Source organism: Streptomyces sp. NPDC003032 (genome assembly GCF_053591415.1).
In genome coordinates this window covers 1-26,397 of the sequence record NZ_JBSFTT010000058.1, presented here as the reverse complement: position 1 = coordinate 26,397, position 26,397 = coordinate 1, and the positions used below count along the sequence as shown (strand labels likewise).

Sequence of the window (26,397 nt, the reverse complement as noted above, 5' to 3'; positions counted from 1 at the left end):
TGGTGACTGGCCCAGGAATTCGAACACATGCTCTACTGGCGGCATGGTGCACAGCAACTACTCCCCCGACCTCGTACAGGCCCAGCGCGACTGGACCCGCACCTACCAGGCCCTCGCCGAGGCCCGCGTCAGCCACAACACCGTCCTGCGACGACGGCTCATCAACCTTTCCCGCCGCCTTGTCCAGAATGTGCCGCGTGCCGAGCAGGCCGATCTGCGCCGACGCGCTCAGGAGCCGTCATGACCCGCCGCTCCTGGGACATCACCGACCGCCCGAGCCCGGTCCTGGCCTGCATCCGCGACCGCATCCTGGAGAACGGCGAGGCTCCCACCGTGCGGGAGATCGGCGCCGCGGTTGGCCTGTCCAGTCTTTCCTCTGTCCACTACCAGCTGTGCCGCCTGGAGCAGGCCGGCGCCCTTGTGCGCGCGGACAGCGGCAGCTGGAGGAACTACCGGCTCGCGCGATGACCGCCATTCGCCGTATCGATGTGCTCCGCTTCCTGGAACGGGTACAGGAGCAGGATTTGGCGCGCACCCGCAGGTGGATCGCGGATGAGGAACGGCGAGAGGCGGAACGGATCCGCGGCCGGCAGGCCCGGCCTCCGGCCCCGGACTGGCTGATCGAGCTGGGCATCGGCCAGGGGAGACCTGCGGTGTGCGTGCATGTCGGCGGATGCCACATGGCCGGCAAACGCAGCCGCGGCGCCGACCTAGCCCAAGCGCGCCAGGCCCTCAACGAGGGCGTCACCGCCTGCATCCACTGCCGGCCCGACACCGAGCTCGGCGTACTGGACTGAGGAAGCCGGCCCGTCTGCGGGCCAAGACGCGGTGACACCAAAACAACCGCAGCGCGGCCGGGCATGCGAGCGGCGGCGGGCCTTCCTAGGCTGGTCGTCTCGGGGCTGACCATGGAGGTACCGCCATGCCTGCCCGCCCTGTCTGGTCCGGCGCCATCAGCTTCGGCCTGGTCACCATCCCGATCAAGGTGCTCCCCGCCACCGAGAACCACTCGATCTCTTTCCACCAGTACCACCTGCAGGACATGGGCCGGGTCCGCACCCGAAAGATCTGCGAGCTGGAAGACCGCGAGGTCCCCACTGCCGAGATCGGCAAGGGCTACGAGGTCAGCAAGGACACGATCGTCGCCATCGCCGACCAGGAGCTGGACGACATGCCGCTCCCCACCGCGAAGGCGATCGAGATCGCCGCGTTCGTGCCCTACGAGTCGATCGACCCGGTGCGCATAGGGGAGGGCTACTACCTCCAAGGCGACGGGCAAGTCGCCGCCAAGCCCTACGTGCTGCTCCGGAAAGCCCTCGAACGCAGCAGCAAGGCGGCCATCGCGAAATTTGCCTGGCACGGGCGCGAGAGACTGGGCCTGCTGCGGGTGAAAGACGACGTGATCGTTCTGCACGCCATGAAGTGGGACGACGAAGTCCGCTCGCCCGAGGCGATCGCCCCAACGCCCCTGGACCTGACAGACGACGAGATCGAACGGGCCGTCCTGCTCATCGACTCCATGACCGTCGACGACATCGCCGGCCAGGAGTGGGCCACTGACCGATACACCGCAGCCCTGGAAGAGGTCATCCACGCCAAGGCCGACGGCAAGAAGCCCCCACGGGCAGCCGAGGAAGAGCCGACCGGGAAGCTCGTCGACCTCATGGCCGCCCTCGAGCAGTCGGTGCAGCGCGCCCAGGAGAGCCGCGGCAAGGACGAGCACGCAACCGTGCACGAGATGAAACCGAAGAGGACCGCGAAGAAGACGGCTGCCAAGAAGACGACCACGAAGAAAGCTCCGGCGAGGAACCCGGCGGCCAAGAAGCGCGGCGCCTAGGGGGGGCGGATCCGTCAGGTAGTCATGCGAGATGCCCCGCCCCGGCGTCCGGGGCGGAGACCCATTGGTCAGCCGGCGGGCTCGTACTCCACCGTCTCCTGCCCGCACCCGGCAGCCAGGCCCTGCAAGGCCTTCCGTTCGGCCTTGTCCACGGACAGGCCCCAGCGGAGCTTGGTCGCCACCCAGTGGGCGGTGTAGGTGCAGCGGGCGTCGGCGAGCGGCGGTTGCCATTCGGCCGGGTCCTGGTCGGACTTCGACCGGTTACTCCGCGCCGTCACAGCGACGAGCGACCGTTCGTCACCGAGGTCGTTGGCGTAGGCCTTGCGACGCAAGGTGCTCCACGTGCTGGCGCCGGAGTCCCAGGCCTCGGCGAGCGGCACCATGTGGTCGATGTCCAGGCCGCGGGGCTGGGTGAGGGTCTGGCCGTCGTAGTAGGAGAACCACTCCCCCGCGGTGACCTTGCAGCCCGGGCCGATGGTCGGGGCGGTGCGGGACTCGGCAATGAGGACCTCCTCGCGGGTGTCACACCCGTCACGGTCCTCGTCAGTCCAGTGCTGGAAGCGGGAGCGCTGATAACCCTCCCGTTTCTCCGCGGCCGTTGGCAGAGCGGCGACCGCCTGCTTCAGCGTCATCGGAAGCGCGACCAGGTCGGCGTCGGCGGCCGAAGCCGGAGATGCCGTGGCGAGGGGCAGGGTGAGGAAGGCTGCGGCCAAGGCCGCGCGCATACAGGTGGTGATCACAACCTGGTGATACTGAGCCCCGTCGGCCGCCGGGGGCAGATCGGATGGACTGCACCCAGACGAGCGCAAAAGTCGTACCGGCGGACCGAAGCGTCAGCCGCTGCGCCTCCTTGCTTCTCAGCCGTGTACCGGATGTCATCAGCGCGGGCAGCGTGAACGCCCGGCCGCGCGATGGAAGAAGCCCCCGCAGCTCCCTCGCCGAGGACCGGCCAGAAGCATCACCCGCGCACGACACCGTCAGCACCACCTCAACAAAGCGCTCACCGCCGGGGGCCGGTCCGGCGCGGAAAAACAGCCATGCCTCCTCAGGCCGCCCTGGCCCTCACCGAAGACCGCCGCCGCTGCACCGGCGAATCCCACCAAGCCCTCAGCGCACTCCTCGAGGACGACGGCCAGCCGCTTCCCGTCCCCGCAGCCCGCCGCCCGGAACAGGCGCTGCTGGAGACCGAGGTCTTCCTCGCCTGCTGCAAGATCGGCGGTGTCTGCGAGCACCCTTTGGGCATCGTCCAGGTCCGGCCAGATGGGGACCAGCTTGGCCTCCGGCTCGCCAATGAGCCATATGTGGCCTACTACTGGGTCGAGTTCCTCCTGCCCCGGCTGACCGACTACGACGAATTCTCGAGTCCCCAGGACCGGATTATCGGCGTGCCCGGCCTCCGGTACCGCAGGGAGAGGGGCGGCATCTGCCTGTACCGTCCCGGCATGCTGGCCAGCATCCTGCTTACCGGCTTCAACCCTCACTGGTGGGATCGCGTCGTCAACCGCCTCGCCCCCGACTACGACCTGCTGCAGCCCAAGCCGGAGTGGACACCCGAGGAACGCGCCGCCTACGCCGCAGCCACCGCCTCCCCCTGCGATCCGCCCTCGATCTACTCGCCCCTGCTCCGCCGCATCCGGGCGACCGCCGGGCCCGGCACGATCAACAGCACTGATGCCTGGCACGCTGTAGGCGGCGACGTACGGCTGGAGACCACCGACGGCCCGCCCTGCCCCGACCTCATCCGGCTCCTGGGCCACGGCCCCACCGGTCTCGGCTGGGAAGTCGAGCACAAACGATGCACCTGCCTGTGCGATCACACCCACGCAGACATCGGATGCAACATCGATTTCCGTGAGCCAACCACCGGAGGATCCGTGTACTACTCCAACACCAAATGGGGCCGCACCCTCGATGACCGGCGCCGCGAGAGGATCGCGGAACTGAACCGCACGGCCTTCGCCTGACCCCAGCCGGCACTGCCTGACGCAGCCCACGGCAACTCACACGTCTCAATTCGCAGTGGAGCGTTCGTCATCCAAGTGGGCCATGGCGTATCCGAACTCGTCGGGATGACGGGCCAGGCGCGCCATCACCCACGCGGTCTTCGCGTCCATTCCCTCACCGAAGTCGGCGGCCAGGCGCCGTGCCTGCCACGTCGTGCGCGGGGCGAGCAGCCAGCGTACGAGCCGGAACCACACCCGGGCGGTGCCGGCCTTCGTTCGCAGGGCCTTAAAAGCGTCGCGGTCGGTCACGATCGCGAGTCTGCTGACGATCTCCGCTTCGGCGCCGGGCAACAGTCTGGAGATCACGCGAATGGGCAGCGTCGCTGTACCGCGCTTGACGTGCGCAGTTCGGCGACCAGAGTGCCTTCCGGCTCTCGCACGCCGTACGTCCCAGCCGTGCCTCGCACCTACCGCACCGCCGATCGGCGATTCCTGACACCGGCGACATCCCCAGATACGAGGCGATCGTCGTGGACTTCGCCTGGCACCCCTCCGGCCGCATCCCGAGCGCCTTCACCTTCACGTACACCGACAGCGCCACGTCCTGGTAGTGCGGCGAGGACACCAGACGCATCGGCACCCGCACCCGCTGCCGGCGAACCGGCGCACTCCCGTCCACGGCAGCGGCCGCCTCTGCGGCTACGGCGCTCATCGGCCCACCGCCCCGACGGGAGCGGTGGACACCGCGAGAGCCGAACATTCCAACATCGTTTGTGTCGCCATCGGACCGGTGTACACGCCAAAGCGGACACCCCCCTCAGCAGTCAAAAAGCGCGCTTCGTGATCCATCCGCCGACCCTGCACGAGGCGGCCTGTGGACAGAGGCCAGCGGGCCCCGATTGCCCCCGGCTCTCCCGCACGGCGGGCAACAATCTCGGAAACCGTCCCGCTACACGGGACGCCGCCCTCGCGGATACCACCGTCGACGGAGTTGTTGATGACCTCCCCGAGCAGGTGCATGAGCGGTTCGCCTGACATCACGGCCTCGGACTGAACGCTGCTCCTACGATCAGATGATTCGGCGCATCGCACTCGCTCTGCTGCCAGGCAAAGCGGATGAATCGGGCTGGGAAGCGTGGCGAATCCCGTCACACGGGACTCCTGAGCAGGGCAAAATAGGCTGAAACGGTCAGCCTCCCGCTTTTCAGGGGGCACGAGATCGGGCACTATGGCGACGACACCAACTCTCATATGCGAGCCGGACGACCCGTGGGAACAGGGCAGCCAGCGAGTGAATGGGTGAGGTGGCCGCCCTCTCCGTGAGGAGCGGGCAACCGGACGAAGAACCAGGAGCGATTCCCTTCCTGCGCGATTCGAACGGGTGCTCTAAAAGCCCTTGCCGGGGCTGACAGAGCGGGCGCAGAAGCCCCCTTGCCGGGGGGCCGCTGCGATGGTGCGTGGTCCTTGTGGACCGGGCGCTGCAACTGATTGCTCAACCCAGCTCGATGAGCTGGAGCCCAGAACCGGCGCCAACCGGAGACTGGGCGGCCGACCTGACGGTCGGCGAGACGGGCCGCGCGGGGCCACAGTGGATTGCCGTCCACCTATCGGCGCGCGCGGCCGATGGCCGCTAGGTCATCCCGACCCCCTCGATCTCGAAGGTGGAGTCGGCCTGCCAGAAAACAGGTGAGAGGTCAGCCCTCATCCGGTTCCCCCTGAGCGACGGACGGGTGCTCCTCGGTCAGACGGCGGAGCAGCTCCGCGTACTTCAGGCGGTTTCCTCGGTGGGGCTGAGTCTGGCCGGCTTCCCACCGCACAACAGCAAGCCGCTTGACGCCGATGGCCTTGGCGACTTCCTCTTGGGTGAGATTCGCAGCGATGCGCAGCTGCTGCCGGATGTGAGGCGGGGGCAGCGTGTCAGCATCTACTAGGGCATCGATTCGACGCAGCGGATCTGACATCACAGCCTCCATCCCATTCAACGTTTCCCGAAAAAATACATCAGTTGATCTCTGCTCGGTAAGCACCCATGCGGCGGTCGGCGCTTCTTTGACTGCCGTCGTCAGGCCAGCTCCCCCAGATGCGCGTTGACGGCCTTCGCGGCCACCGCGAGCTCGGGAAGTTCCACCACCGTCACGCCGGCTTCCACCAGCTCCTCGTAGCCGACGCAGTCGTCGACGAACAGGCTCGGCTCACGCCAGGCGATGACGACGCGCGGGATGCCGGCCTCGAGGATCCGCTGCGCGCAGGGCGTACGAGAGGCGCTGCGCTGGGAGCAGGGCTCCAGCGTGCTGTAGATCGTCGCCTCCGTGAGGCGCGGGTCGTCCTGGGGGAGGTGAGCGAGGGCGACTTCCTCCGCGTGCTCGCGGGGGCCAGTCGCGCGGGAGTAGCCGGACGCCAGCTCGGTGCCATCCTCGCCAACAATGACCGCCCCGACCGAGTAGGCGCCAGCGGCCGGAGGACACAGCGCGGCGAGGTCGATGGCACGCTGCATCCAGCGCAGGTCCTGCTCTCGGTCGGGGGCGTACATCAGGCGGTCCGCTCCTTCGGGGAGTAACGGACGAAGACGACGTCGTCGATCGCGAGGATCTCCAGCACCTTCATCCGGGCCGTCGATCCGCCGGGGTATTCGGCGGCGCCCAAGAAGCGTGCCGCCTCGGGCTGACCCACCAGCAAGGGCGCGATGGCCAGGTGCACTTCGTCGGCGAGGTCCGCAGCCATGAGCTGGGTGTGGATCGTGCCGCCGCCCTCCACCATGAGCCGGCCGACGCCCCGGCGCCCGAGCTCATCGAGGACCAGGCCCCAGTCGAGGTCCGGGCCGACGCTGACGACGTCGGCAAGGCCGGCGAGCGTGGCGCGCACCTTCTCCACCGCGTCGTCGACGGTGACGACCAGCTTCTCACCGCCGTGGTGCCAGAAGTTGAGGTCGGCGGAGAGGTCCCCGGTCCGGGTGACCGTGACCTTGAGCGGGTAGGCCGGCTTACCCTCGGCAACGCGCTGAGCCCGGCGTTCCTCGCTGTTGACCAGGAGGCGCGGGTTGTCCTTCCGCATGGTCGTCGCGCCGATCAGGATGGCGTCGGACTCCGCGCGGACCTGGTCGACGCGGTCGAAGTCGGCCGCGTTGGACAGGCGCAGCCGCTCGGGGCTGGAGTCGTCTAGGTAGCCGTCGACCGACATGGCGGCCGACAGCACGACGTACGGGCGGGCAGTCATCTGCTCAGGCGTCCGTTCCGGTTTCGTGGGCGAGGGTGGAGTCGAAGGCGGCGCGGAACTCGGAGACCGAGGGCTCGCGCTGCCAGGGGATCAAGGCGGTGTCGAGCCGGGCGAGCTCGTTGGTGATGCGGCCGGAGCCGGTGTCGGCGGCGACGGTCAGCGCGTGCATGCCGACCGTCGCGGCCCGCTCCGGGTCGCGGGCACCAGCCAGCGCCACGGCCTGCCGCGCCATGTAGACGCCGCGGTCGCGGTGGTAGTCGCCGGGCATCAACTGGATGGCGTCGGCGAAGGCGTCGGCGGCCTGGTCGTGCCTGCCGAGGGCCTGCAGACCCTGCGCGCGGTGGACCTCCACGTACGACGCGTTCAACCACACGCCCCACGGGGTGGGATCGGCGGAGGCGCCATCGAGGGCGTTGCGGACATCGTCAATGGCCCGCTCGCTCTCGTCGGCGTCACCGCGCAACGCGTGCCCGTACGCCTCGTAGGTGCGGGCCACAGCGGCGAGCCGGCTGCGGGGCCGAGCCATCCGCTGAGCGGCTTCGGCGAGATCGACCACGTCGACCAGGTCGGCTGTGTCACCGGCGAGTTGTGCCTTGCGGGCCATGACGTAGGTGGTCAAATCGGTGTCGCCGACCGTGTACGACCACTGCATCGCCCTGTCGAGCCAGTAGGACGCGGCGTCCGGGTTGCCCAGGTCCTGGTGAAGCCAGGACAAGAATTCCCCGTACTGCGTCTGCAGCTCCATCAAGTCGTGCCGGTCGGTGCCCTTCGCCTCCCGCCGCAGCTGCTGGATGACGTCGATGTAGTCACGCGTGGTCTTGAGGGCGTGGCGCGGCCCGAGCAGGTTGTCGCCGTCGATCAGATGGCGACGGGCGCGGCGCAAGTGCTCAACGGGCGTCGAGCCGTACGCCGACGCGGCACGCGCCTTGCGAACCAGGCCAGGCACGGCATCCGAGGCCGCTAAGGCCGGCGAACCGATGCCGGCGGCCGCCGCCGCACCGATTCCCACCCCCGTGCGCAGCAGCGCCCGCCGATTCATAGCCACCCAGACCACCGACCCATCACGTAGACGACACGGGACCGAGATCCCCTCATCATCCGACGCTGCCTGGTCTGGCATGGCCAAGGCCAGATCAACCGAGGACTTGGCCACATGGACCGGCGGATTGGCCACATGGCCACGCTCGTCACCGATCTGCTCCCAGAGGCGGAGCAGCATCCCACTGGCGCCCAGGGCATCGTCCAGGAGCGCCGCCTGGGCGCGGTCGGCCATGCGCTCCGCTCGTTCGAATCGCCCCAGGTGAGCATGGTCGATGCGGGTCCCCTTCGAGAGTTCGCGGAGGCTGAGACCCCGCGAATTCCGCAGCTCTCGCAGCTGGTAGCCCCAGTTGTGCAGGGGGGACACCCAGGGCGTGAGTTGCCTGGGTCGCTGAGCCATCGTGTCCCCAATCATGTGGCTGATGTGGCCAGTTGAGTCGGCCACATGGCGAATCTAGAGATCGCGGGTCCTCGCGACTAGAACCGAAGAAGGCGCTCGGGGCTAGCTAGGAGGGAGGTCGTCGTGGTCGTTCTTTGGATTCCGTTGCAGCGCAGCCACAAGGTCTTCTACGTGGCCGTCGAACGTAATGTGCGGTTCGTCGTCAGTGGGCGGTTCGAATCGGCGCGCGTGCCGCAGCAGGTCCTCTTCGCTGAATTCGATGCTGTTCGGATCGACAAGGGACTGGTCATTGCGCCTCCGGACCCGCTCCCAGCGCACCTCGTGGGGTGCGGGCAGGTAGACCAGCACTGGCTTGCCGCCGGCCTCCATCACAGTTGCCGCCCACTGGCCGCGCTCTTCTGGAGTCCAGAAGCCGTGGTCGACGACGACGTCGTGTCCTTGGGCGAGGAGCTGCTGGAGTTCGAGAGCGATGTCCTTGAGGACCGGTGCTTCCCGTACCAGGAATTCACCGCGAGGGAAGTCCCGGCCGTAGTGGCCGTAGCGGCGGAACATTTCCTCGTCGGGGCAGAGTCGCCGGAACCCGGCTTCGGCCAGGGCCCTCGCCAAGGTCGTCTTGCCCGAGCCCTGGAGGCCGGACATGAGAATCGCGCGAGGCGCCGGCCCCGGACGGCCGGACAGCGCCTGGCTGATGCGGTTGATCTTGAACCGTCCTTCCAAGGTCAGCATGTCAAGGCGCTCCGCATCCAGGAGCACAGCGAGACGGCTCTCAAGGCAGTGAGTAAGAGTGTCATCCAAAACGGGTCCTCCGAGGCCGGTCACCGCGGAGCCTCGGATGTTGTGCGTCGAGTACGTCCGGGCGCTCCCAAGTCGACTCCGTATTCCAGCACTTCGCCATCGGCGTCGAGGAAGAGCGCAGTAAGGACGAGGATCGCGGCGATCGTGTCGGGTTGCAGCTCCAGGAGCTCCAGGTCCTCGGCGGTCGCAATGCGGGCGCCCTCGTCGTCGACGCGCCGTGCGACTTTCCGTCCTGTGGTGCGCGAGATCAGGTCCAGCGAGAGGCCGCCCTTGAGGCGCGCGCTGCGCGCCAGCTCGGGGACGGCCCGCTCGAACTCCGCCGGGATCCAAGACGTGGAGTGGGAGACGATTCCGTGAGCATCCCGGTAAACGCGGCTTCGGCGAATGACGTCCTCACCAGGGGAAATGCCGAGCACACCTGCGACGTCCGCAGGGGCGGGCACTATGCCGGCGGTGTGCCCGGAGGATTTCTCCCCCGTGCCCCAGGACGACTGGGTCTTGCTGCTCCGGTCGTGGCGCTCCGCCCCCGAGGACATAGGGACGCGCAGACCGAGCACCTCGGTGCCGATTCCGTGGATGCCCCTGACCAGATGCTCCTCTCGGAGCTTGCGCAGGGCCTTCTCTACCGTGGCGGTGCTGACGGACCACTCCTCGGAGAGGGCCTTGATGCTCGGCAGCAGAGTTCCTGGCGACAGTGCGCCGGACTCGATCAGGTCTCTGTAGTGCCCCGCGATGCGCGCGTAGGGCGGCCTGTTGTCGGCCCGGTCCATTCCATCGCCTCCTTCTGCGTATCGAATCCTAGGGTCCTTACCGTACCGCTTGACACCCTAGGGAACCTTAGGGAACCCTAGGTGTCTATCGGGGGTTGACGGACCGCCAGGTCTCCGCCCCCGCGCACCATCGCAGCAGATCGCCACTTCGGTGGCCGGAGTCCAAAGCCCTAGCCACCTTGGTGGCCGGAGCCCGAGGCACCTCTAACTCCTCCGCCCATGGTCTGCAGCGAGTACTACCCCGCAGCGCTGATGCGTTGTCCGTCCTCCAGGACGCCGGTTCGCCGTGTGGCCTGGAGAGGCGGAGAGAGCACCTGCGTCGCACCCCTCCCCCTCCGTACGAAGGAGCGCTCATGCTTACCTCTACGCGAACCCGTGACCTCACCGCTCAGAAGCGTCCCCGCCGGGCCCGGTCCCGCGCCATCAGCACTCTCCCCCCGCTGGTCGTCTCCAGCCTCAAGCCGCACGAGGTCGACCTCGCCTACTTCACGTTGGTCTGCCCCACCTGCCGCACCTGGGTGCCGATCAGCACGCCGCACAGCTCGCGGCCCAAGCTGGTCCCCCACCACACCGAGAAGGCCGGCACCGACGACCCGATCCGCTGCCCGGGCAGCCACCGCCTGGTCACCGTCAACCTCACCGTCGACCAGTGGTTCCAGCGACTGGAAGAGGGCCTGACCCAGACGAACGGACGACGCTCCACCCGCGTGATCCGCAAGCCGAAGACCGGTTCGGCCCCCGCCGTCATGCAGATCGTCGGCGGCACCGTCGACGACAAGACGGCCCGCAAGCTGGACGAAGCCCACGTCCGTGGCTGCTCCACCTGCTCCATCAAGGACGACAAGGGCAACATCCTGCGCGCCGCCGACCTCACCGCCCGGTGCACCGACGGCCGCCGCCTCGCCCAGCTCGCCGCGCACACCAAGCGCCTCGCCCCCGCCCGCCGCAAGGCGCAGATGGACCGCGAGGACTGGAACGACCGCCGCGCATGGGGCCTCCGCCTGCTGCACGAGCAGCAATGGAAGAACGTCTCCGAGCCGGTCGCCGACGCCGACCTCCGGCGCGTCCGCGACACCTTGGCCCCGCTGATCCAGACGCTCAACCCGCGCAAGGCCGACGCCCCGCAGCTCACCGACTGGGAGCGCGCTGACCTGATGAGCGCGATCACTCTCCTGGCGACGCAGGAAGAGCAGCTCACCCGGTAGGACTGCACGACGAACGACCAAGGCCCCGGCCACCCCGCAGAGGGGAGGCCGGGGCCTTGGCTGCTCGTACAGCAGTCGACTCCCCAAGTGGGGAGTGATCGTGACAGCCCTTGGGATTGCAGCCCTCGGACTGTCCAGGACCTGACTCGGAGGACCTGATGCCCAGCATGACACGTACGATCCCCGCCCCGTCGAACGGCCTCTACGACGATATGGAGGACGAGGACAACCGCCGCGGCCCGGAGCCGGATGAGGCCGACGCCTTCCACCGCCTGGTCCGCCACCTGGTGGCCGACGGCGACTCCCGCGCCGCGAAGGCCGGCCGCCGTGCCCGCCGCACCCTCGCGCAGATGGGGGCGGTCCGGTGAACGCCGTCATCAGCCTGACCGACGCGGAGCGCGATGAGCTCTCGCGCAAGAACAGCGAGCAGAACAAGCGGTCGGAGAACAACCGCCGCTGACCTCCCCCCCGGCATTGCCCGTCGTCCCCGCCCCGCCCACGGGCGGGGCCGGCGGAGAGCGTCGGGAACTCACCCCCGCTCCGGCCGTCCGGCCGCAGACACGCGAACAGCCCCAGGGATGCACCCCTGGGGCTGTCACTTGCACGGACCTTCTGGGAGGCCCTGATGAACCACTCCATCGTAAACACGGTCTACGCGCCCTCCGCCGACCTGCCGGTCAACACCAACTGGCGGGCCGCCTCGGTCTGCAAGGACGAGGACCCCGAGCTGTTCTTCCCGATCGGCAACACCGGTCCGGCGCTGCTGCAGATCGAGGAGGCCAAGAAGGTCTGCCGTAGCTGCCCGGTCATGGAGCAGTGCCTGCGGTGGGCGCTCGAGACCGGTGAGGAAGCGGGTGTCTGGGGTGGCCTGTCCGAGGACGAGCGGAGGTCGCTGAGGCGTCGGGCCGCTCGGAAGCGGGCGGCGCGGAGGTTGGCGTGAGTGACACCGAGCGTCAGCAGCTCGCCGACAAGCTGCACCGCATCAACCAGTGGCACGACTACGGGCGCCGCTCTCGTGGCTGACGATCTGTACGCCCGCTACATGAAGGCCGCGGCCGCCCGCCGCGCGCACCGCGGGGACTGCACGCAGTGCTCGCCGGACGCGCCGTGCGCGAGCGGCCAGCGCTTGGAGGCGGAGTTCGTCCGGCTCCAGGACGCCTACCTCACCCAGCAGAAGAAGAAGCGCTGACCGCCGTACGGGAGAGGACACCAACTTCTGTCCCATGCAGTGCTGCTTCAGCATCCCGGTCGCCCGCATGACGGCCGGCCTTTCGCACGCCTCCAGCCCGGGAGAGTCTCGGGCCCGCACCCCCGCAGGAGAGCTCATGCGTAGCAGTACCCAGCTCGACACCGCGACGACCGGCGCCACGCTGCCGGACTCGCTATGCACGCACACTCCGAAGTGCCCGTCGGCCGACAGCCCGGACCGAGAGGCCGCACACGTCGTGGCCGCGCATCCGGAGCAGGGCTGGAGCCTGCTGTGTAACGCCGTCCTTCTCTTCGACGACACCGGCCTGCTCGCCGACGGGCAGGTCATCGCCCCGCACCGGCCTCTCGCGGCCACGGGCTGACAGTTGCCTGGCACCGCCCGCACCGACTGCCACCCTTCGCGGTGGGCGGCCCGGGCGGTGTCAGGGAGCCGGACAGTCCGGACCACGAGGGTAAGAGGTGAGCCCATGGCACAGCAGCAGTCGCGGACCTTCCGGCCGACCGTCACCTACATCAAGGGCGACATCGTCCTGTTCCGCAACGTTGAACGGTTCTGGCTCGGTCTGCCCGGCCACACGTTCGTCGGCAGGGTGGAGCGCTTCTGGCGGCACGTCGACACCGGCAAGGTCCTCTACGACCTGACCGAACTGGGCAGCCTCAGCTACCGCGCCGGGATCGACCCCGACTACATGCGGCCGCTCCCGGCGGCCGACGCGATGCACGACATCGACACGGCGCCGCTGAGCGAGCCGGACACCGGGGCGATGACCCCGGCCGCCGTCGCCTGGCTGCGCCAGCACCTTGCGCAGGACCGCAGCACGCTGCCCGCCCCGCGCTGACCACCTGCTCCACGCAGACGGCCCTCCGAGCCCCCGGCATTAGAGCTGCCGGGGTCCTGTAGGGCCTGGTGACGACCATACCCACCGCCGCAGATCCACGGTCCCCCTTCTCGGAGGCGCCCGGAAGAGAGAGGACATTCCGTGGCCACCAAGCCCGCCACCCGCCGCCAGCGCCCCGCGGCGAACCCGAAGCCCCGCAACGGGCGCGCCAAGGCACCGGCACCGGCCTCCGCCCCCGAGGAGACGGTGCCGCTGGTCTTCCCGGAGGCCGACCCGGTCGTGGCCACGGTCTGACGGCTGCCTGGCCCCGCCCGCACCGGCTGCCGCCCTCGCGGCGGCGCGGTCCGGGCGATGCCAGGGAGCCGGACAGTCCGGCCCGCAGACAGTCAGGACGATGACCATGCCCTTCTTTCTCACCCGCTCTTCGCGCCGTGTGACCCGCAACTTCTCCTTCACCCTCGGCTGGACGTGCCAGGGCAACGGCGGATGTGGTGCTGACAACGCCTCCACCGCCAGCAGCTGTGGCGGCTGCGGACGCTCCTGGGGATGACATCCCGACCGGCTCGGCCTCACTAGGTGACCGCCAGTTGCCCGCACCGCGGCTGCCGTATCCCGGCGGCCAGTTGGGGCGGTGGTGGAGAGCTGGACCTCCGTCGGCACGCCGCGCGGTTCCCCGAGAGCTGACTTCGCGCCTGCCCGGCGGGAGCCGCATCGAGTTTCGAGCCCGCCCCATGACGCTTCGAGAGCACGGCCGCCCGCCCCGCGGGCCGCCGGTCATTTCGTGCGCGCGGAGCGGGTAGAGCCGGTGCCAGTTTCGTGATCAACCGACCGCACCGACCGCCGCTTCGGGAACGCGCCGCCGCGTTTCGGGAGCAGCCCCCGCCGTTTCGCGCACGCCTGAACGACCCTTCTCGGAGGCCCCCATGACGATCACCGATATGCCGCAGACCGCGGCTCCCGACACCCCCGTTTCGCGCCCGCCGGGCCTCGCTTCGGGCGCACCCGAGAAGGTTTCGGGTACGGCTCGGGGCGTTTCGAGCCCGGACAAGCGGAAGACGATCAAGCCCACTCGTGACCGGCTGATGACCGCGCTGTCGCTCGTCGCCGCGGTCGGCGGAACGCTGGTCGGCGTCATCGGCTTCACGATGTCCTACAGCACTCTGGCCAAGGTTGCCCTGAGCTGGGGTTTCAGCAAGGAACTGGCCCCCTGGTTCCCGGTCGGCGTCGATGCCAGCATCATCGCGTTCCTCGCGCTCGACCTGTACCTGATCCGCAAGAGCACCCCCTGGCCGCTCCTGCGGATGGCCGCGCACGCCATGACGGGTGCGACGATCTGGTTCAACGCCAGCTCACAGGGCCGGATCGGCACCGACCCGGTGCAGGCCGCCAGTCACGGCGTCATGCCGATCCTGTTCGTGATCGGCGTCGAGGCCGCCCGCCGCCTGATCATCCAAAAGGCCAGGCTGGAGGCGGGAACGGTCACCGACCGGATCCCGCTGCACCGCTGGATCCTCTCCCCTATCGCCACGCCGCGGTTCTACCGCCGGATGCGGCTGCACAACGTCACCTCATACCCGGAGATGATCCGGCGCCAGCAGGAGCTCATCGGCTATGAGCAGTGGCTCAAGCGCAAGTACGACGGCGACCTCGGCAAGGCCACCGAGGACGAACTGCTGCCGATGCAGATGGCCGCCCACGGCTACACGGTCGCGCAGGCCCTCGCGATGCCTGAGCAGCAGGAACGCGCTGCTGCGGCCCGCGCGGAGGAGGCGGAGCGCCGGCGCCTGGACGCGGAGACGCGCCGGGAGCTCGCGCGCAAGAAGGCCGAAGCCGACCGGCTGGAGGCGGAGGGCGAACTCGAGGCCGTCCGCGCCCGGGTGGAGGGCGAGACCGGCCAGGCCCGTGCGCACGCCCGAGCCCAGGTCAGCGCCGCTGAGCGGGCCGCTGAGCTGGAGGAGGCCGCGCTGGAGACGGCTGTCATCGCCGAAGCCCGCGCCCGCGAGGCGGAGGCGGCCCGCAAGGCGGCCCAGGAGCGTGAGGCCAAGGCCGCCGCGGACGTCCGCGCGGCGGAGCTGGAGCGCCAGGCGGCGGAGAAGCGGAGGCTCGCGGCGGAGGCCGACCGGGTCACCGCGGCGGAGGCTCAGGCCATCGAGACGGCGGAGATCGCAGAGGCCCGGCAGCGTGCTGCCGAAGCCGATCGGATCGCCGCCGAAACAGAGCGGGCCGCTGCCGAAACCCGCCGCCGCGCCGCCGAAGCCGACCGGCTCACGGCACAGGAGAACGCGCGCAAGGCGACCGCCGACGCGAACACGCAGGCGGCCCGCATGCGTGAGGCCGAAACCGAGTACGCCGCTGCCGAAAGGCGGCTCGCCGCCGCCGAAGTCGAGCGGCGCGCGGTCGAAATCGAGGACGCCGCGAAGCTGACGCCGCGCGAGCGGGCGGTCCGCAGGGTCGCGCGCATGGCGTTCGCGGCCGGCGCGGTGTTCGTCGGCCTGGACGCCGACGGGATCCACCGCGAGCTGTGCCGGGTCGTCACGATCGCCGACATCCAGCGCGAGTTCGACGTGTCGTCCACGGACACCGCCTCCAAGTACCGCCAGGAGGCCGTCGCACTGCTCGCCGGCGGCTACCGCCCCTGATCCGCCGTCCGGCACACACCAGTGAGGGCCAGCCCGAAGGAAGCGGGCTGGCCCTCGCTGCGACTGCCGGAAGCAGTCAACAGCCCCACCAGTACACCAGGAGGGAATCCCCGCCGTGAACAGCAACAACGACCCGAACTACTCCCCGCTGCGCGACGTCGCGCAGAGCCCGGAGGCAACCGCCCGGTACCTGGCCGACGTTCAGCGGGTCCTGCTGGACATCGGCACGAACCTGGAGACCCTCGCGCACGAGACCCGCGTGCACCTGCGCGACACGCACGTGGAGGGCGACCGCTGGTACCACGCCAGGCTGCGCGCGAGGCCCGTGGAAAAGGCACTGGGCCAGGTTCTCAAGAACCTCAACAACCTGACCGAGGGCCTGGAAAACAGCGCCTACAAGCGCCGCGCCCACGACGAGGCCGTTGTGAATACGGCCAAGGGAAGGAAGGAAAAGGAGCTGGAAAGGCAGCGGAAGAAGACCCCGCCACCCCTCCAGGCCGCGCCCAATCCGCCGCAGGAGGGCGCGCAGAGTCACAATTCAGGCTATGGTGGTCCCACGTCGATTTACGACCTCGGTAAGAGGGAGTCGGCATGACGCGCCCCCTCAGCAGCGTCGAACGCTCGATTCAAGGGCGGAACGGCTGGCTGCGGGAAGAAGAGCGCAAGGCGATCGAAAATCGCGGGGAAATCGGCCGGATGGAATTCTGGCTCCGCGTTACGCGGTCCGAAATCACCAAGGAAGTCAAATCCGGTCGCGGCGATGTCATCACCGCATTCACCTTGGTCTGCCGCCTCTTCAGGCTGGTCCTGAAGAAGCGGCAGGCGGGCGATGCGCGGCTGTTCGACCACCTCATGCAGTACGCGGACACCGTCCTGAAGCAGCACGGCCCGCGTAGCTGAGCGTCACCCACGAAGGCCCCGCCGGACTCCGGCGGGGCCTCGCGCGCGTAAAGCGTGCACACGTGCACGTGCACGCGCGTGCACACGAGACCCCACTGTCTGTCAAGTCCCCAGGAGGGGAGGTGCCCGTGTCCGACGACCCCGACGACACCGGCGGCGGAACCCTGGTCCACGGTCCCTGGAGCGGTGATTCCACCTACACGCTGCCGCCGACCCCGGATTTCATCGACACCATTCCGCCGCCGGAAGACATTCCGGAGGCCCCACCGGAGAGCCCGGAGGAGACGACGGCGGAACTTCCCGCGATCCCGGCCGCTCCGGATCCGGCAACGGTGCTGCGTTCCGAAGGAATTGCCGCGCCGGAAACCGGTGAAGACGAAGACGAATACGAGGAAGGCGAATACGAGCAGCCTCGTTCTCTCGCTGACCGTCTCGGTGATTGGCTGGAATTCCGGCTGGAGAAAGCGCGGGCGCTTCATGAGGGTGAAGCGCCTTTCCGCGAGGCTGAAATAGCGCGGAAGGCTGCGCTGCTGGAGGGCCGCACCGCGCAGGAAGTCGCGATGATGGAGCAAAACGGAAAGCTCCACGCCGCGATGATGAAAGCGAAAGGCGACAAGGCGGCGGCACGCGGAAAGGCCGACGCCGACCGCATGAAGTCGTCCGCCTCCGGCCTGGGGGCGGACAAGGGCCGCTCGAAGGCCGGCGGCGGGAGCGGGTCCTCGCGCGGCGGTGGCGGCAACGGGCCTTCCCGCACCAACTCCGGCTCGGCGAACCGGCCCGGCGGCTCACGCGGTCCCAACTCCGCAGGCCCCGGGGGGCGTTCCGGGTCGGGAGCGACCGGGGGGAGCGGTGGCGGCAAGGGCGGCGCGAAGAGCTCTCCGTCAGGCTCTGGCGGCCGTGCAGCCGGTTCCGGGCGCAGCGCTCCGTCCGGGGGGCCGAAAGGCTCTCAGACGGGCTCTGGCGGCTCCGGCCGGGCCGGTTCGAAGGGTGAGGGCGGCCGGACGCAGAACGGTCCGGCTGCCGGTGCCCGTGCCGAGCGGGCCCGCGGCCGCCAGGAGCGCGCCGGGGCCAGGCAGGCCGGGCGGCAAGAACGGCGCAGCGCTGGGCACGTCGCCGGTGTCGCGGACCGGTCCAAGGACCGCGACCAGGCCCGCGCCCAGAAGCAGCAGGCGTGGGAGGACCGTCGGGCCAAGAAGGCGCAGCGGGCGGAGGCACGCAAGGCGAAGCGGGAAGCCGCGGCGTCGGCCGGTGCCGGTCGCACCACGCTGGGCCAGGCCGTCGGCGAGGAAGCCCAGCGCCGCTTCGACAAGCGCCGCGCCGACGCGAAGGCCGCCCAGGATGCCAAGGCCGCCCAGGACGCCAAGGCGGCCGGCACCGAGAAGGTGAACCTGACCAAGGACAAGGATTCCAAGGCCAAGGGCACCGCCGGCAGGGACGCCAAGACCGCCAAGGACACCCCTGACGGGGCCTCCAGCGCCGCGAAGGACGGCACGGCGGGCGCCGAACCGGGCAAGGACTCCACAGCCGGTGACGGGGCGTCTGACGGCGCGAAGAAGAAGCGGCGCCGGTTCCGGCGCCGGCGCACCGGCAGCACGGGCCGGGCCGGTCGGCGCGGACGAACCCGGCGCACCGGTCGCACCGGCCGGGCGGGACGTGGTCGTACGGGGCGTGCCGGCCGGCGCGGCCGTGCGGCGGACAGCCCGTTCGGCGCGCAGGACCCCACCCCGACGGTGGAGTGGCCCGAGCACGACGCCCGCCCGCCCAAGCGCGCCGCCGCAGGCGAGGACGACATCGTCGACGCGGACATCGTCCCCGAACCGGCCGCGGCCGTGACGACCGGTATCAGGAGCCTGCCGGCCGCGCCGGAGAGGCACACCGCACGGCCCGGCACCAGCCAGGCTGTCAGCACGGAAGGGAGCAGCGTGAGCAGCACGCAGGTCAACAGGTCCTCCGGGCAGGACAATCTCCGCGCCCGGCACCGTACGGACACCACGTTCGACCAGTACCTGATGGCGATGGCGAACACCGCCATCAAGGCCGCCTCGGACCAAGAACGCGCCGAAGCCTTGACCGAGGCCCTCGGCAAGATCGCCGAAGCGTTGCGGGAGATGGCCGGTGACCTCGTCGCCGACCACAACATCGACACGAAAGTCACCGACCTGATCACCGACCTCGCCGACTCCGCGGCCCGGATGAGGCTGCAGGCCGAACGGTGCGCCGAGCAGTGCGACCTCGCCAAGGAGGCCGCCAAGCTCGCCGCCTCGATGGTCGCCCGTGTCTACGGACAGGACATGGCCGCCAAGGAAGACGCCGGGCTCACACATACCTCGGCCGCCGCTCACCACGACTAACAGCCGGAGGAAACCCGCTGATGAGCAGCGCACCCGCACCTCGCAGCCACACGGTCCCTGCCGTGGCCGACAGCGACAACCGGTACAAGGCCGTCCAGGCCAAGCTGGACAAACTCGGCAAGGCGATGGACGACGCCACCATCGAGCTGGAGTCGCTGCGCCGCAGCATGGAGCGCAACGCCGAACAGACCGACAGTCTCGCCACCGATATCGAGAACGCCGACCTGGACCCGAAGTTCGTCGAGCTGACCTACAGCGTCGCCACCGCCCTGGACGGTGCTGCACGGGAGGTCCGCAAGCTGTGCGACACCGCGCACGAGACGACCGACCTCACCTACCAAGCCCGGCGCACCCACTCCAAGCTGTACGGCGCGCTGGATGACATCCGCTCCAACCGGCGAGAGAAGACCCCCAAACCAGGGTTCTTCAACCGCTGACCCCACTCCCCCGCTCACCCCGCCACGGGCGGCCCCGCGATCCGCGGGGCCGCCCGTGCTCATTCACCGAAGGAGAAGCCGGTGGCCGCACCGCGCAGTGTCGCGCTCGAACGCCTCGCCTACACCCTTGCCGCGCCCGTGCTGGCCGTGGCCCCCAACGTTTATCCCGACAGCCCCGTCAACCAGGTCGTGCAGCTGGCCGGCGCGGCCGGGATCGGTGCCTGGTTCCTGGCCGCCAAGAGCGACGAGCCCGGCGCCGGGCGCAAGATCCTGCGCTGGTCCCCGCTGGTCCTGGCCGCCGCTGTCGACGTCGCCGCCGGGCACACCGGCGGCTTTGGTCCGTACTGGATGGACGGGCTGCTCGCCGCCGGATGGGCGGCGGCCGGCTACCTGGTGATGCCGTTCTCCCGGCACACCCGCCGCCGCCACCGCCCACCGGTGGCCGCCCCGGCCCCGCGGCCGGCGCCCGCCGAAGTCCTCGAGGAGCCGGCGGTGCCGGACGACGGAGCCGACCTGCTCACCCGCGACGCCCGGGTGCTGTGGGAGCAGGCGGGGATGCCCGGCCGCACCCACATCGTCAAGGCCACCCGGCACCCCGGCATGCAGCACGACATGACGATCTTGCTGCGCGCCTCGGAGACGGGGCGGCCGATCACCGGCCTGACCGAGGCTGCGGTCGCCGCGCCGTTCGGCGTCCACTCCAGCGACGTCGTCCTGGCGGAGGTCGCCATCCAGCCCGGCCGCCAGGGCGGCCCCGGCTGGATGGAGGCCCGCATCACCCCCGACGCCAACCAGCGCCGCCGCACCAAGCCGACCGACCAGGAACGCTGGGCGGACCGGATCGGCAGCCCGAAGGGCGGCGCTCCCGGTTCCGTGCTGGTCCACACGACCCGCGAGGACGAGCGCGGCGTGACCTTCTACCGGGCGAAGATGGCCGACTCCACCGAGACCCCGCGCATCGACCTGGCCAAGGTCTGCCGCGCGCTCGGGCTGCCCGAGGACGACTCCTGCGTGTTCGTCCTCATCGACGGTGCGGAGTTCCTGATCAGCGCGTTCGACGAGCCGCCGCTCAGCGCGATCTTCCCCGCCACCCGCGAGCTGCTTACCCCGGACGCCAAGGGCATGTACGTGTGCGGGTTCACCATCACCGGCCAGCCGGTGAAGACGATGGTGTACCAGCACGACAAGAATGCCCCGGCCCACGGCCTCACCCTCGGGGTCAGCCGGTCCGGCAAGACGCAGTTCTTCGCGATCAACATGGCCGCCCAGTCCCTGAACGGCCAGGTCGTGTGGCTGTCCACCGTCCGCAAGGACGAGAAGACCACCGTGCTCGGCCGGTACATCGACCGGCAGGGCTCGAACGCGCTGTGGATGGCCCGCTCCCTGCGGGCGGCGAAGGCGCTGTGTGAGATCCGGGCGGAGATGCCCTGGCCGCACGACGGCCAGCCGCACGACTACAAGCCGGGCGACACCCGCTGCCCCTACCGGCAGCTCAACGTGTACGCGGATGAGTTCATGACCGCCGCGCAGGACGGGGACTTTGGCGAGTTCATCCAGAAGGACGGCAAGGACCTCACGGTCACCGGCCTGAAGTACGGTATCGGTTTCAACCCGGCCGGCCAGAGCCCGTTCGCGCACAACGGCTTCTCCACGGAGATGAAGGACAACCTGCGCCAGAACTCCAGGCCGGTCATCTTCAACATGGGTTCGCCCGGCGCCACCCGCAAGGCGGCGGAGGGCACCATGGAGAACGCCTACGACGTGCCGACCATCCCGGCCCGATACTCCCGCAGCGAAGGCTCCGCGATCGAGCGGGCCATGCGCGGCGAGGCCGACCCGGAGAACGGCGTCAGCACGGGCGGCGTCGCGGTCATCGTCCTCGACAACGGCCGCGCCGTCCTGATGCGGTCGCTGTACGCGGACTTCGACACCGACCTCGCGCACCTCTTCCCCAACGAGGTCAACCGGCTCACCGACTACGAGGTCAGGGAGCTGGAGAAGCGCGGCCTGTGGTTCGACTGGAACGAGCCCGTACGGCCCGGCGAGTTCTGGCCCGAGCCCGACGAGGACGACGAGGGCGAGGACCGCTCCCGTCGCCGCGGCGCAGGCGCCGGCAAGGGCGGCGGCCGCGGCTCCAAGGGCGGCGGCCGCCGCCCTGAGGAGGTCGCTTCTCCCCGCCAGGCGCTGGAGGCCATCAAGAGCCTCACCGACGCCTGATCACCCTCACCCATCCCCGGGGCCGGCCTGCCGAGCCGTGGCCGGCCCCACCCGACCCGTTGTGAAGGAGCACCCCCACCGTGGCCCTCTCGATCTCCGCCGCCGTGCTGCTGGGCATCATCGTCTTCGTCCTGGTCAAGGGCGGCTACGTCCGCGTCGGCTCCGCGCTGGCCTGCACGCTGTTCGGCTTCACCCTCGCCGCGACCGGCCTGGCCCCGGCCATCAACAGCGCCCTCACCTCGGCCGCCGGACTGATCTCCAGCTTCTGACTACGCCTCGGTCCACGGCGGATCGGGCGTGTAGTTGAGTCCGTCGCAAAAGCGGCAGTCCCACTCCGCGGGCACCTCCCACTTGTCGACCCAGAAGCCGACCTGCTTGCCCACGAAAAAGTTCTCACCCCCGCACCACCCGCACTCGAAGACGAACTCCACCCCAGCCCCTTCCCCGCACCAGCTTGGTCCGAGGATGCCCCGGGCGCGTGTGCGGTGACTACCCACCCACCAGCCCCAACTCCCCTGCAAGCAACGCCGAAGGGCGCCGCCGGACACACACTCCGGCGACGCCCTTCGCCGTCGCGCGCCCCTCCCCCACGCGCCCTCCCGGCCACCACGGCCAGGAGGGCGCTCCCCTTTCGCGTGATCGGAGACGACCGATGGACCCCCTGCACACCCAGCACGGCATGCCCGAGTCCGAGGCCGCAGCCGAAGCCCGCCGATTGATCGACGACTGGGCGGCCCGGCCCGTACGCCACCACCCCACCTCGTACCGCGACGACACCGAGCCGCCAGCCTTCGGCCCCACCCCGCCCGTGAAGCAGGAGGACCACCGGATCGTCCCGGCCTGGGCGGCCGGGATCGCGGTGGCCTCCCTCGGCGTCGGCACCGGGGTCACCGGCATCGGCTGCGGTGCCTGGCTCGTGCTCCAGGGCCTGTCCTCCGTCACGTTGAACGGCGTCCTCATGGTCACCCTGCCGTTCGCGGGCCTGGCCATGGCCGCCACCGCCATCGGCGGCGCGATCAGCAAGGCCCGCGCGGCGGTCACCACGAACGTCTTCGAGGGCCCGGTCACCCACCACACCCAGATCCACAACACCAACACCACGCGCGGAGCGTTCTTCGCCCGCATCCGCAACGAGATCCGCTGACCCGCCCACCACAGCCCTCCAACAGAAGGAACAGCCACGCCATGCCCAACCACGACAAGCCGGTCAACGGCCGGGAGAACCCGTCCTTCCTCGACGTGCTCAACCAGTTGCCGCCCGTGCCGCCGGGCCCCGAACTGGACGGCAAGCCTGGCACCCAGCGGCTCGCGCGGCTGCGTGCCGCGTGGAAAGAGTCGTGGGAGGGCGGCTTCCTCCACCAGCGGTGGGAGGAGGTCGGCCAGGCCCGGCACGCCAGCTGGCACGAGGCCGCCAACTGGATCAAGGCGGTCGCGCTGTTCGGCGGACTCGGCCTCATCATGCTGATGCTGGACGCCGCCGGTGACATCGCCTCCGCCACACTCAAGGGCCTGTCCGCCGTCCCGGCCACCAGCGCCGGCGACGGCAGCGGGCTGTGGGGCACGGTCGACCACCCCATCCGCGTCTTCCTCGCCGATCAGGCCGCGCACCTCGCCGTCGCCCCGGCCGCCCTGTACGCGTTCTGGCAACTGACCGGACTGCTCGGGCTGGTCGGCGGGTTCTTCGGCAACGCCGGCGCACGCATCACCTGGATGCTGTTCGGCATCGGCAGCCTCGCCATGATCTGGTCCACCGCCCCGGCCGGGGGCCGCGCCGCCGCCACCGGGCTCGCCGCCCTCATGTGGGCCCTGGCCAGCATCTTCGCCCTGCGCGGCCTGACCCTGCGGCCCATCGTCCACAACCACCCACCGCAGTACCAGTTCAGCCCCGCGCTCCACCTGCACGCCACGATCCCCGCCCCCACCCCGGCGGGCGACGACTACGGCCCCGACAACGTCCACCCGCTCCAGCGCTGAATCACAGGCAAGCCCGCCCGCGTGCTCTTGCCGGCGCCGCGCCGACCAGGGCGCGGCGCCCTTCACCTCGATGTGCACCTGCGGGGGCCCTCCCGCAGCTTCGCCACGGAGGACGGCGGGGACCGCACCGCCTGGCGGCCCACCCACTCGCCCCTCTTCGACCAGCTGGAGCAGAAGGTCATCCGACTGCTCCGCCTCCGCTGAGACCTGACGCCCTGCCCGGCCCTTGCCTGCCCGCCCCTGGGTTGGCGAGGACCGGACAGTCCGCCCGGCCGCCAACTCCCGCGCCCGCCGACGCACCGACGCAGCGGGGCGCGGTGAGTCCCACCCAACCGCTGGAGGAGATCACTCGTGTTCATCCCCCGCCCGCGCCGCCGGATCGGCCGGCCCCGCCCGCAGCGCCCCGGCCCCCGCTACCCGCTCCCCCAGCGCCGACTCCCCGATACCTGGAGCAGGTGATGCCCCGCCCCCTGGAAGAAGCGCCGCCGCGAGAGTAAGAAGGTGCCGCTCAGCGACGCGACCCTGGAAGAGTTCGACCGGCGCACTTGAACCGAGGGCCTGAACCCCGGCGGACACGGCCCGGTCGCGGTCCTACGCTGCAAATCATGCGCCTATCGGCCCGACCAGTGGTGCAACCACCCCACCCGGGCCTGCCTTTACGACGTAAAGCTCGCCCGGCCGTAGCGTGTGCCGACGCTCGCGCAGGAATGGGCACTGGACCGGGCGCAGTCCGAGGGCAAGCCCGTCAATGGCCAGAACAACCGCATAGCTGGAGCCTCTTCGACCCGCTCGGCAAGACGCCCCCATTGGTTGGCCTGGATGCCGACTCACGCCGCGCTTCGCGACGGTTGCAACAATGCTCGTTTCGCGCTGGCCACAGGCCTGCCGGCGTCCGTCCTGGCCGACTTCACCAGCATCAGCAACACCATCCGCTGGACCAGATACGCCGGACGCGACTGGCTCGACTACATCGCGTCCCGCACACGGATCTGACCGCTGCGCGGTGCGCTGAGGAAGGTCCAGCGAGACCACCACGAGGTGGGGGTGGTCATCGCGCCTCGGCGCATTCGTCGACGAACGCGCAGAGCCGACGAATGAGGCTCAGATAGTGGGGGGTGGGGTCCGTGTCGGCCTGCTGGTGAGGCGCTTCCTGGAGCCACTGATGCCACAGGCCGCCCGGTTCCCGGAAGCGGTCGGCCTGCCCACTTCCAAGGTTCAGGTCGATGAAGTGGAGAGCGCCCATGACGACGGTTTGGTCGTATGCGAGGTCAGGGCGGCATAGGTAGCGATCAAGGTAGGCGGCGAGCAGTTCAGCATCGCGCTTCGTTCCGAAACTGGCCAGCGCCACGCTGTAGGCCAGCCCGACACAGCAGACCTCGCTGGCCAGCAGGAGTTCCCCGAGTCGCTCACGAAACTCCGTCCGGCGGGAGACAGCTACGAGCCACGCGGCAGTTCTCCGTTCCCTCCAACTGCCCCCAAGAAGCACGGCGATCTCATCAGGGGTGATGAGTCCCGCGTCCTCACGGAGACCTCGCATGAATCGGTCGTACTCAGGACTGTGCATGTGCAGCAAGCTGCCGCCGAGCTTCAGATAGCGCCGCTCGGGCGTGACATAACGGCGAACCAGGGCTCGCAACTCGGCATCGTCACGAGGATCGCGTATCACACGGCTGATCTTGCCTTGCTGATGCGGAACGAGCCAGCCCGTTCCCTGCCTGGCTTGTCCGATGACCGGCGATGGCCCACGCGGCTTCCGCAGCGCCTTGCCACTGGAGGACCGCGGCTACGGAGCAATCGATGGAGCCGGTGGAAAGCCGGGTCTAGTTCAACCGGAATGTGAGACTGAGGACCACACGCCGAACCACTGCTCAGCACCCCACTCCTCGAACCGCTCCACCTCGGTGAACCCCAGCTTCGCCGCGAGGCTCATCGAGCGGTTGTTGGCGGTCTGAGTGCAGAGCACCACCGGCTCGCCGGGGAAGGCGTCGGCGAACCAGCCGAGTGCCGCTGCGCATGCCTCGGCGGCGTACCCCTGTCCCCACACTTCCGGCAGGAACATGTAGCCGAGCTCGGCCTCCCCTGCCTCCGGAAGGATGTGTCCCGGACGCTCCGCGTCGCGCCGATCGAGCAGGGTAATCGTGCCAATCATCGCCCCGTCGCGAGCGATCACGAAAAGACCAGGACGCCGCCCGGGTACCTCGGGCACTGCGCGTTCGAGCTCATCGCGCGGGCGGGGGCCACCGAGGTAGGTGCGAACCTCTGGCGAGGCGAACAGCTCGATGAATGCCGCACGGTCCCGGGCCTCGGACTCGCGGAGCACGAGCCGTTCGGTCCTTATCGGAGCAGGTGGCCAGGCTACGGGTCCGCGCTCACTCATGGCGGGCAACCTATCGCAACCCCGTGAGGGTGATCCGAAAGGACAAGGCCCGGCCCGGAGTTCGACTCTCGCTGAGTCCTCCGCTCCCTCATGTTCGCTGCCCGTTTCGGCTGGCACCGCGCCTACGGCACCACCACACGGGTAGACGCGCTGCTCAGCTTGTTCCTTAACATCGACCGTTACGCAGAGCGACGAGCGTCTCGGGGCGTTTTACGGTTTTACCGACGTCGTAGCGGGTGGCGGGGTGCCGGTT

The 26,397-nt window shown here is 69.7% G+C and carries 34 protein-coding genes; 23 read left to right on the top strand and 11 right to left on the bottom strand.

Annotated elements, in window-relative coordinates; translation table 11 throughout:
• Positions 1-43: 43 nt before the first annotated feature.
• From ACWDZ7_RS39635 to ku, 4 genes are all read left to right on the top strand, one after another.
• The gene (locus ACWDZ7_RS39635; protein ID WP_451803618.1) at positions 44-244 is read left to right on the top strand and encodes a hypothetical protein; all 201 of its coding nucleotides are present in this window, start codon (positions 44-46) and stop codon (positions 242-244) included.
• Positions 241-468, top strand: a complete 228-nt coding sequence (locus ACWDZ7_RS39630; RefSeq protein WP_451803617.1) for a LexA family protein — start codon at positions 241-243, stop codon at positions 466-468. Before ACWDZ7_RS39635 ends, ACWDZ7_RS39630 begins: the two co-directional genes overlap by 4 nt.
• Positions 465-797 (top strand): DUF6233 domain-containing protein, encoded by a 333-nt coding sequence (locus ACWDZ7_RS39625; RefSeq protein ID WP_451803616.1) that lies wholly within the window; start codon positions 465-467, stop codon positions 795-797. The genes ACWDZ7_RS39630 and ACWDZ7_RS39625 overlap by 4 nt, the downstream gene beginning before the upstream one ends.
• A 125-nt stretch (positions 798-922) precedes the next feature.
• Positions 923-1,837 (top strand): non-homologous end joining protein Ku, encoded by a 915-nt coding sequence (gene ku / locus ACWDZ7_RS39620; protein WP_451803615.1) that lies wholly within the window; start codon positions 923-925, stop codon positions 1,835-1,837.
• Positions 1,838-1,905: 68 nt separating this feature from the next.
• On the opposite strand, the gene ACWDZ7_RS39615 is transcribed toward ku, so the two are convergent.
• Positions 1,906-2,577, bottom strand: coding sequence for an HNH endonuclease family protein (locus ACWDZ7_RS39615; protein WP_451803614.1), 672 nt, complete (start codon positions 2,575-2,577; stop codon positions 1,906-1,908).
• Positions 2,578-2,874: 297 nt separating this feature from the next.
• Between ACWDZ7_RS39615 and ACWDZ7_RS39610 the strand changes: the two genes are divergently transcribed.
• Positions 2,875-3,801, top strand: coding sequence for a hypothetical protein (locus ACWDZ7_RS39610; protein ID WP_451803613.1), 927 nt, complete (start codon positions 2,875-2,877; stop codon positions 3,799-3,801).
• A gap of 45 nt (positions 3,802-3,846) precedes the next feature.
• Here the strand turns inward: ACWDZ7_RS39610 and ACWDZ7_RS39605 are convergent, their stop codons facing one another.
• The 7 genes from ACWDZ7_RS39605 to ACWDZ7_RS39575 form a co-directional block, all read right to left on the bottom strand.
• Positions 3,847-4,146, bottom strand: a complete 300-nt coding sequence (locus ACWDZ7_RS39605) for a hypothetical protein (protein ID WP_451803612.1) — start codon at positions 4,144-4,146, stop codon at positions 3,847-3,849.
• Between the two features lie 1,328 nt (positions 4,147-5,474).
• The gene (locus ACWDZ7_RS39600) at positions 5,475-5,741 is read right to left on the bottom strand and encodes a helix-turn-helix transcriptional regulator (RefSeq protein ID WP_451803611.1); all 267 of its coding nucleotides are present in this window, start codon (positions 5,739-5,741) and stop codon (positions 5,475-5,477) included.
• Positions 5,742-5,842: 101 nt separating this feature from the next.
• Entirely contained in the window at positions 5,843-6,310 is a 468-nt protein-coding gene (locus ACWDZ7_RS39595; RefSeq protein ID WP_451803610.1) for a deaminase, read from the bottom strand.
• Positions 6,310-6,993 (bottom strand): RibD family protein, encoded by a 684-nt coding sequence (locus ACWDZ7_RS39590; RefSeq protein ID WP_451803609.1) that lies wholly within the window; start codon positions 6,991-6,993, stop codon positions 6,310-6,312. Before ACWDZ7_RS39590 ends, ACWDZ7_RS39595 begins: the two co-directional genes overlap by 1 nt.
• A 4-nt stretch (positions 6,994-6,997) precedes the next feature.
• Complete coding sequence (locus tag ACWDZ7_RS39585; protein ID WP_451803608.1) at positions 6,998-8,431, bottom strand: helix-turn-helix domain-containing protein; 1,434 nt, start codon at positions 8,429-8,431, stop codon at positions 6,998-7,000.
• A gap of 102 nt (positions 8,432-8,533) precedes the next feature.
• Positions 8,534-9,157: an AAA family ATPase gene (locus ACWDZ7_RS39580; protein WP_451803607.1), complete on the bottom strand. Its 624-nt coding sequence runs from the start codon at positions 9,155-9,157 to the stop codon at positions 8,534-8,536.
• A gap of 89 nt (positions 9,158-9,246) precedes the next feature.
• Positions 9,247-9,996, bottom strand: a complete 750-nt coding sequence (locus ACWDZ7_RS39575; RefSeq protein WP_451803606.1) for a GntR family transcriptional regulator — start codon at positions 9,994-9,996, stop codon at positions 9,247-9,249.
• A gap of 353 nt (positions 9,997-10,349) precedes the next feature.
• On the opposite strand from ACWDZ7_RS39575, the gene ACWDZ7_RS39570 reads away from it, so the two are divergent.
• The 14 genes from ACWDZ7_RS39570 to ACWDZ7_RS39505 all read left to right on the top strand — a co-directional run bounded on the left by ACWDZ7_RS39570 (position 10,350) and on the right by ACWDZ7_RS39505 (position 22,062).
• Positions 10,350-11,201 (top strand): hypothetical protein, encoded by an 852-nt coding sequence (locus ACWDZ7_RS39570; protein ID WP_451803605.1) that lies wholly within the window; start codon positions 10,350-10,352, stop codon positions 11,199-11,201.
• A gap of 167 nt (positions 11,202-11,368) precedes the next feature.
• Complete coding sequence (locus ACWDZ7_RS39565; RefSeq protein ID WP_451803604.1) at positions 11,369-11,569, top strand: hypothetical protein; 201 nt, start codon at positions 11,369-11,371, stop codon at positions 11,567-11,569.
• A 257-nt stretch (positions 11,570-11,826) separates the two neighbouring features.
• Positions 11,827-12,141, top strand: a complete 315-nt coding sequence (locus ACWDZ7_RS39560) for a WhiB family transcriptional regulator (protein ID WP_451803603.1) — start codon at positions 11,827-11,829, stop codon at positions 12,139-12,141.
• 75 nt (positions 12,142-12,216) lie between these two features.
• The gene (locus tag ACWDZ7_RS39555) at positions 12,217-12,390 is read left to right on the top strand and encodes a hypothetical protein (RefSeq protein WP_451803602.1); all 174 of its coding nucleotides are present in this window, start codon (positions 12,217-12,219) and stop codon (positions 12,388-12,390) included.
• Positions 12,391-12,526: 136 nt separating this feature from the next.
• Positions 12,527-12,772: a DUF5999 family protein gene (locus ACWDZ7_RS39550; protein ID WP_451803601.1), complete on the top strand. Its 246-nt coding sequence runs from the start codon at positions 12,527-12,529 to the stop codon at positions 12,770-12,772.
• Positions 12,773-12,877: 105 nt separating this feature from the next.
• Positions 12,878-13,249, top strand: coding sequence for a hypothetical protein (locus ACWDZ7_RS39545; RefSeq protein ID WP_451803600.1), 372 nt, complete (start codon positions 12,878-12,880; stop codon positions 13,247-13,249).
• Between the two features lie 141 nt (positions 13,250-13,390).
• On the top strand, positions 13,391-13,543 hold the full coding sequence (locus ACWDZ7_RS39540) for a hypothetical protein (protein ID WP_451803599.1): 153 nt from the start codon (positions 13,391-13,393) through the stop codon (positions 13,541-13,543).
• A gap of 629 nt (positions 13,544-14,172) precedes the next feature.
• Complete coding sequence (locus tag ACWDZ7_RS39535; RefSeq protein ID WP_451803598.1) at positions 14,173-15,888, top strand: DUF2637 domain-containing protein; 1,716 nt, start codon at positions 14,173-14,175, stop codon at positions 15,886-15,888.
• A 115-nt stretch (positions 15,889-16,003) separates the two neighbouring features.
• Entirely contained in the window at positions 16,004-16,483 is a 480-nt protein-coding gene (locus ACWDZ7_RS39530) for a hypothetical protein (RefSeq protein ID WP_451803597.1), read from the top strand.
• Positions 16,480-16,788: a hypothetical protein gene (locus ACWDZ7_RS39525; RefSeq protein WP_451803596.1), complete on the top strand. Its 309-nt coding sequence runs from the start codon at positions 16,480-16,482 to the stop codon at positions 16,786-16,788. The genes ACWDZ7_RS39530 and ACWDZ7_RS39525 overlap by 4 nt, the downstream gene beginning before the upstream one ends.
• Before the next feature lie 128 nt (positions 16,789-16,916).
• Positions 16,917-19,139, top strand: a complete 2,223-nt coding sequence (locus tag ACWDZ7_RS39520) for an ATP/GTP-binding protein (protein ID WP_451803595.1) — start codon at positions 16,917-16,919, stop codon at positions 19,137-19,139.
• A 20-nt stretch (positions 19,140-19,159) separates the two neighbouring features.
• Positions 19,160-19,576 carry a conjugal transfer protein TraB gene (locus ACWDZ7_RS39515; RefSeq protein ID WP_451803594.1) on the top strand — a complete coding sequence of 139 codons (417 nt, stop codon included), beginning with the start codon at positions 19,160-19,162 and terminating at the stop codon, positions 19,574-19,576.
• A gap of 81 nt (positions 19,577-19,657) precedes the next feature.
• The gene (locus ACWDZ7_RS39510; RefSeq protein ID WP_451803593.1) at positions 19,658-21,793 is read left to right on the top strand and encodes a chromosome segregation protein ParM; all 2,136 of its coding nucleotides are present in this window, start codon (positions 19,658-19,660) and stop codon (positions 21,791-21,793) included.
• An 80-nt stretch (positions 21,794-21,873) separates the two neighbouring features.
• Positions 21,874-22,062 carry a hypothetical protein gene (locus tag ACWDZ7_RS39505; RefSeq protein WP_451803592.1) on the top strand — a complete coding sequence of 63 codons (189 nt, stop codon included), beginning with the start codon at positions 21,874-21,876 and terminating at the stop codon, positions 22,060-22,062.
• On the opposite strand, the gene ACWDZ7_RS39500 is transcribed toward ACWDZ7_RS39505, so the two are convergent.
• Positions 22,063-22,224: a hypothetical protein gene (locus ACWDZ7_RS39500; protein WP_167795518.1), complete on the bottom strand. Its 162-nt coding sequence runs from the start codon at positions 22,222-22,224 to the stop codon at positions 22,063-22,065. It abuts the gene before it with no gap.
• Positions 22,225-22,445: 221 nt separating this feature from the next.
• On the opposite strand from ACWDZ7_RS39500, the gene ACWDZ7_RS39495 reads away from it, so the two are divergent.
• The 4 genes from ACWDZ7_RS39495 to ACWDZ7_RS39480 all read left to right on the top strand — a co-directional run bounded on the left by ACWDZ7_RS39495 (position 22,446) and on the right by ACWDZ7_RS39480 (position 24,760).
• Positions 22,446-22,937 carry a hypothetical protein gene (locus ACWDZ7_RS39495; protein ID WP_451803591.1) on the top strand — a complete coding sequence of 164 codons (492 nt, stop codon included), beginning with the start codon at positions 22,446-22,448 and terminating at the stop codon, positions 22,935-22,937.
• A gap of 41 nt (positions 22,938-22,978) precedes the next feature.
• Positions 22,979-23,767, top strand: a complete 789-nt coding sequence (locus tag ACWDZ7_RS39490) for a hypothetical protein (protein WP_451803590.1) — start codon at positions 22,979-22,981, stop codon at positions 23,765-23,767.
• Between the two features lie 21 nt (positions 23,768-23,788).
• Complete coding sequence (locus tag ACWDZ7_RS39485; protein WP_451803589.1) at positions 23,789-23,971, top strand: hypothetical protein; 183 nt, start codon at positions 23,789-23,791, stop codon at positions 23,969-23,971.
• A gap of 615 nt (positions 23,972-24,586) precedes the next feature.
• The gene (locus ACWDZ7_RS39480) at positions 24,587-24,760 is read left to right on the top strand and encodes a hypothetical protein (RefSeq protein WP_451803588.1); all 174 of its coding nucleotides are present in this window, start codon (positions 24,587-24,589) and stop codon (positions 24,758-24,760) included.
• 55 nt (positions 24,761-24,815) lie between these two features.
• Here ACWDZ7_RS39480 and ACWDZ7_RS39475 read toward each other — a convergent pair whose 3' ends face one another.
• Positions 24,816-25,433 (bottom strand): DUF6000 family protein, encoded by a 618-nt coding sequence (locus ACWDZ7_RS39475; RefSeq protein ID WP_451803587.1) that lies wholly within the window; start codon positions 25,431-25,433, stop codon positions 24,816-24,818.
• Between the two features lie 159 nt (positions 25,434-25,592).
• A complete protein-coding gene (locus tag ACWDZ7_RS39470) occupies positions 25,593-26,144 on the bottom strand; it encodes a GNAT family N-acetyltransferase (protein ID WP_451803586.1) in 552 nt (183 codons plus the stop codon).
• Positions 26,145-26,397 lie beyond the last annotated feature (253 nt).

What these genes read in the sequence shown, in the direction of transcription:
- ACWDZ7_RS39635 (WP_451803618.1), top strand. Translation starts at nt 44, where the DNA reads ATGGTGCACAGCAACTACTCCCCCGACCTCGTACAGGCCCAGCGCGAC.
- ACWDZ7_RS39630 (WP_451803617.1), top strand. Translation starts at nt 241, where the DNA reads ATGACCCGCCGCTCCTGGGACATCACCGACCGCCCGAGCCCGGTCCTG.
- ACWDZ7_RS39625 (WP_451803616.1), top strand. Translation starts at nt 465, where the DNA reads ATGACCGCCATTCGCCGTATCGATGTGCTCCGCTTCCTGGAACGGGTA.
- ku (WP_451803615.1), top strand. Translation starts at nt 923, where the DNA reads ATGCCTGCCCGCCCTGTCTGGTCCGGCGCCATCAGCTTCGGCCTGGTC.
- ACWDZ7_RS39610 (WP_451803613.1), top strand. Translation starts at nt 2,875, where the DNA reads ATGCCTCCTCAGGCCGCCCTGGCCCTCACCGAAGACCGCCGCCGCTGC.
- ACWDZ7_RS39600 (WP_451803611.1), bottom strand. Translation starts at nt 5,741, where the DNA reads ATGTCAGATCCGCTGCGTCGAATCGATGCCCTAGTAGATGCTGACACG.
- ACWDZ7_RS39595 (WP_451803610.1), bottom strand. Translation starts at nt 6,310, where the DNA reads ATGTACGCCCCCGACCGAGAGCAGGACCTGCGCTGGATGCAGCGTGCC.
- ACWDZ7_RS39590 (WP_451803609.1), bottom strand. Translation starts at nt 6,993, where the DNA reads ATGACTGCCCGCCCGTACGTCGTGCTGTCGGCCGCCATGTCGGTCGAC.
- ACWDZ7_RS39585 (WP_451803608.1), bottom strand. Translation starts at nt 8,431, where the DNA reads ATGGCTCAGCGACCCAGGCAACTCACGCCCTGGGTGTCCCCCCTGCAC.
- ACWDZ7_RS39580 (WP_451803607.1), bottom strand. Translation starts at nt 9,157, where the DNA reads ATGCTGACCTTGGAAGGACGGTTCAAGATCAACCGCATCAGCCAGGCG.
- ACWDZ7_RS39575 (WP_451803606.1), bottom strand. Translation starts at nt 9,996, where the DNA reads ATGGACCGGGCCGACAACAGGCCGCCCTACGCGCGCATCGCGGGGCAC.
- ACWDZ7_RS39570 (WP_451803605.1), top strand. Translation starts at nt 10,350, where the DNA reads ATGCTTACCTCTACGCGAACCCGTGACCTCACCGCTCAGAAGCGTCCC.
- ACWDZ7_RS39565 (WP_451803604.1), top strand. Translation starts at nt 11,369, where the DNA reads ATGACACGTACGATCCCCGCCCCGTCGAACGGCCTCTACGACGATATG.
- ACWDZ7_RS39560 (WP_451803603.1), top strand. Translation starts at nt 11,827, where the DNA reads ATGAACCACTCCATCGTAAACACGGTCTACGCGCCCTCCGCCGACCTG.
- ACWDZ7_RS39550 (WP_451803601.1), top strand. Translation starts at nt 12,527, where the DNA reads ATGCGTAGCAGTACCCAGCTCGACACCGCGACGACCGGCGCCACGCTG.
- ACWDZ7_RS39545 (WP_451803600.1), top strand. Translation starts at nt 12,878, where the DNA reads ATGGCACAGCAGCAGTCGCGGACCTTCCGGCCGACCGTCACCTACATC.
- ACWDZ7_RS39535 (WP_451803598.1), top strand. Translation starts at nt 14,173, where the DNA reads ATGACGATCACCGATATGCCGCAGACCGCGGCTCCCGACACCCCCGTT.
- ACWDZ7_RS39525 (WP_451803596.1), top strand. Translation starts at nt 16,480, where the DNA reads ATGACGCGCCCCCTCAGCAGCGTCGAACGCTCGATTCAAGGGCGGAAC.
- ACWDZ7_RS39515 (WP_451803594.1), top strand. Translation starts at nt 19,160, where the DNA reads ATGAGCAGCGCACCCGCACCTCGCAGCCACACGGTCCCTGCCGTGGCC.
- ACWDZ7_RS39495 (WP_451803591.1), top strand. Translation starts at nt 22,446, where the DNA reads ATGGACCCCCTGCACACCCAGCACGGCATGCCCGAGTCCGAGGCCGCA.
- ACWDZ7_RS39490 (WP_451803590.1), top strand. Translation starts at nt 22,979, where the DNA reads ATGCCCAACCACGACAAGCCGGTCAACGGCCGGGAGAACCCGTCCTTC.
- ACWDZ7_RS39480 (WP_451803588.1), top strand. Translation starts at nt 24,587, where the DNA reads ATGCCGACTCACGCCGCGCTTCGCGACGGTTGCAACAATGCTCGTTTC.
- ACWDZ7_RS39470 (WP_451803586.1), bottom strand. Translation starts at nt 26,144, where the DNA reads ATGAGTGAGCGCGGACCCGTAGCCTGGCCACCTGCTCCGATAAGGACC.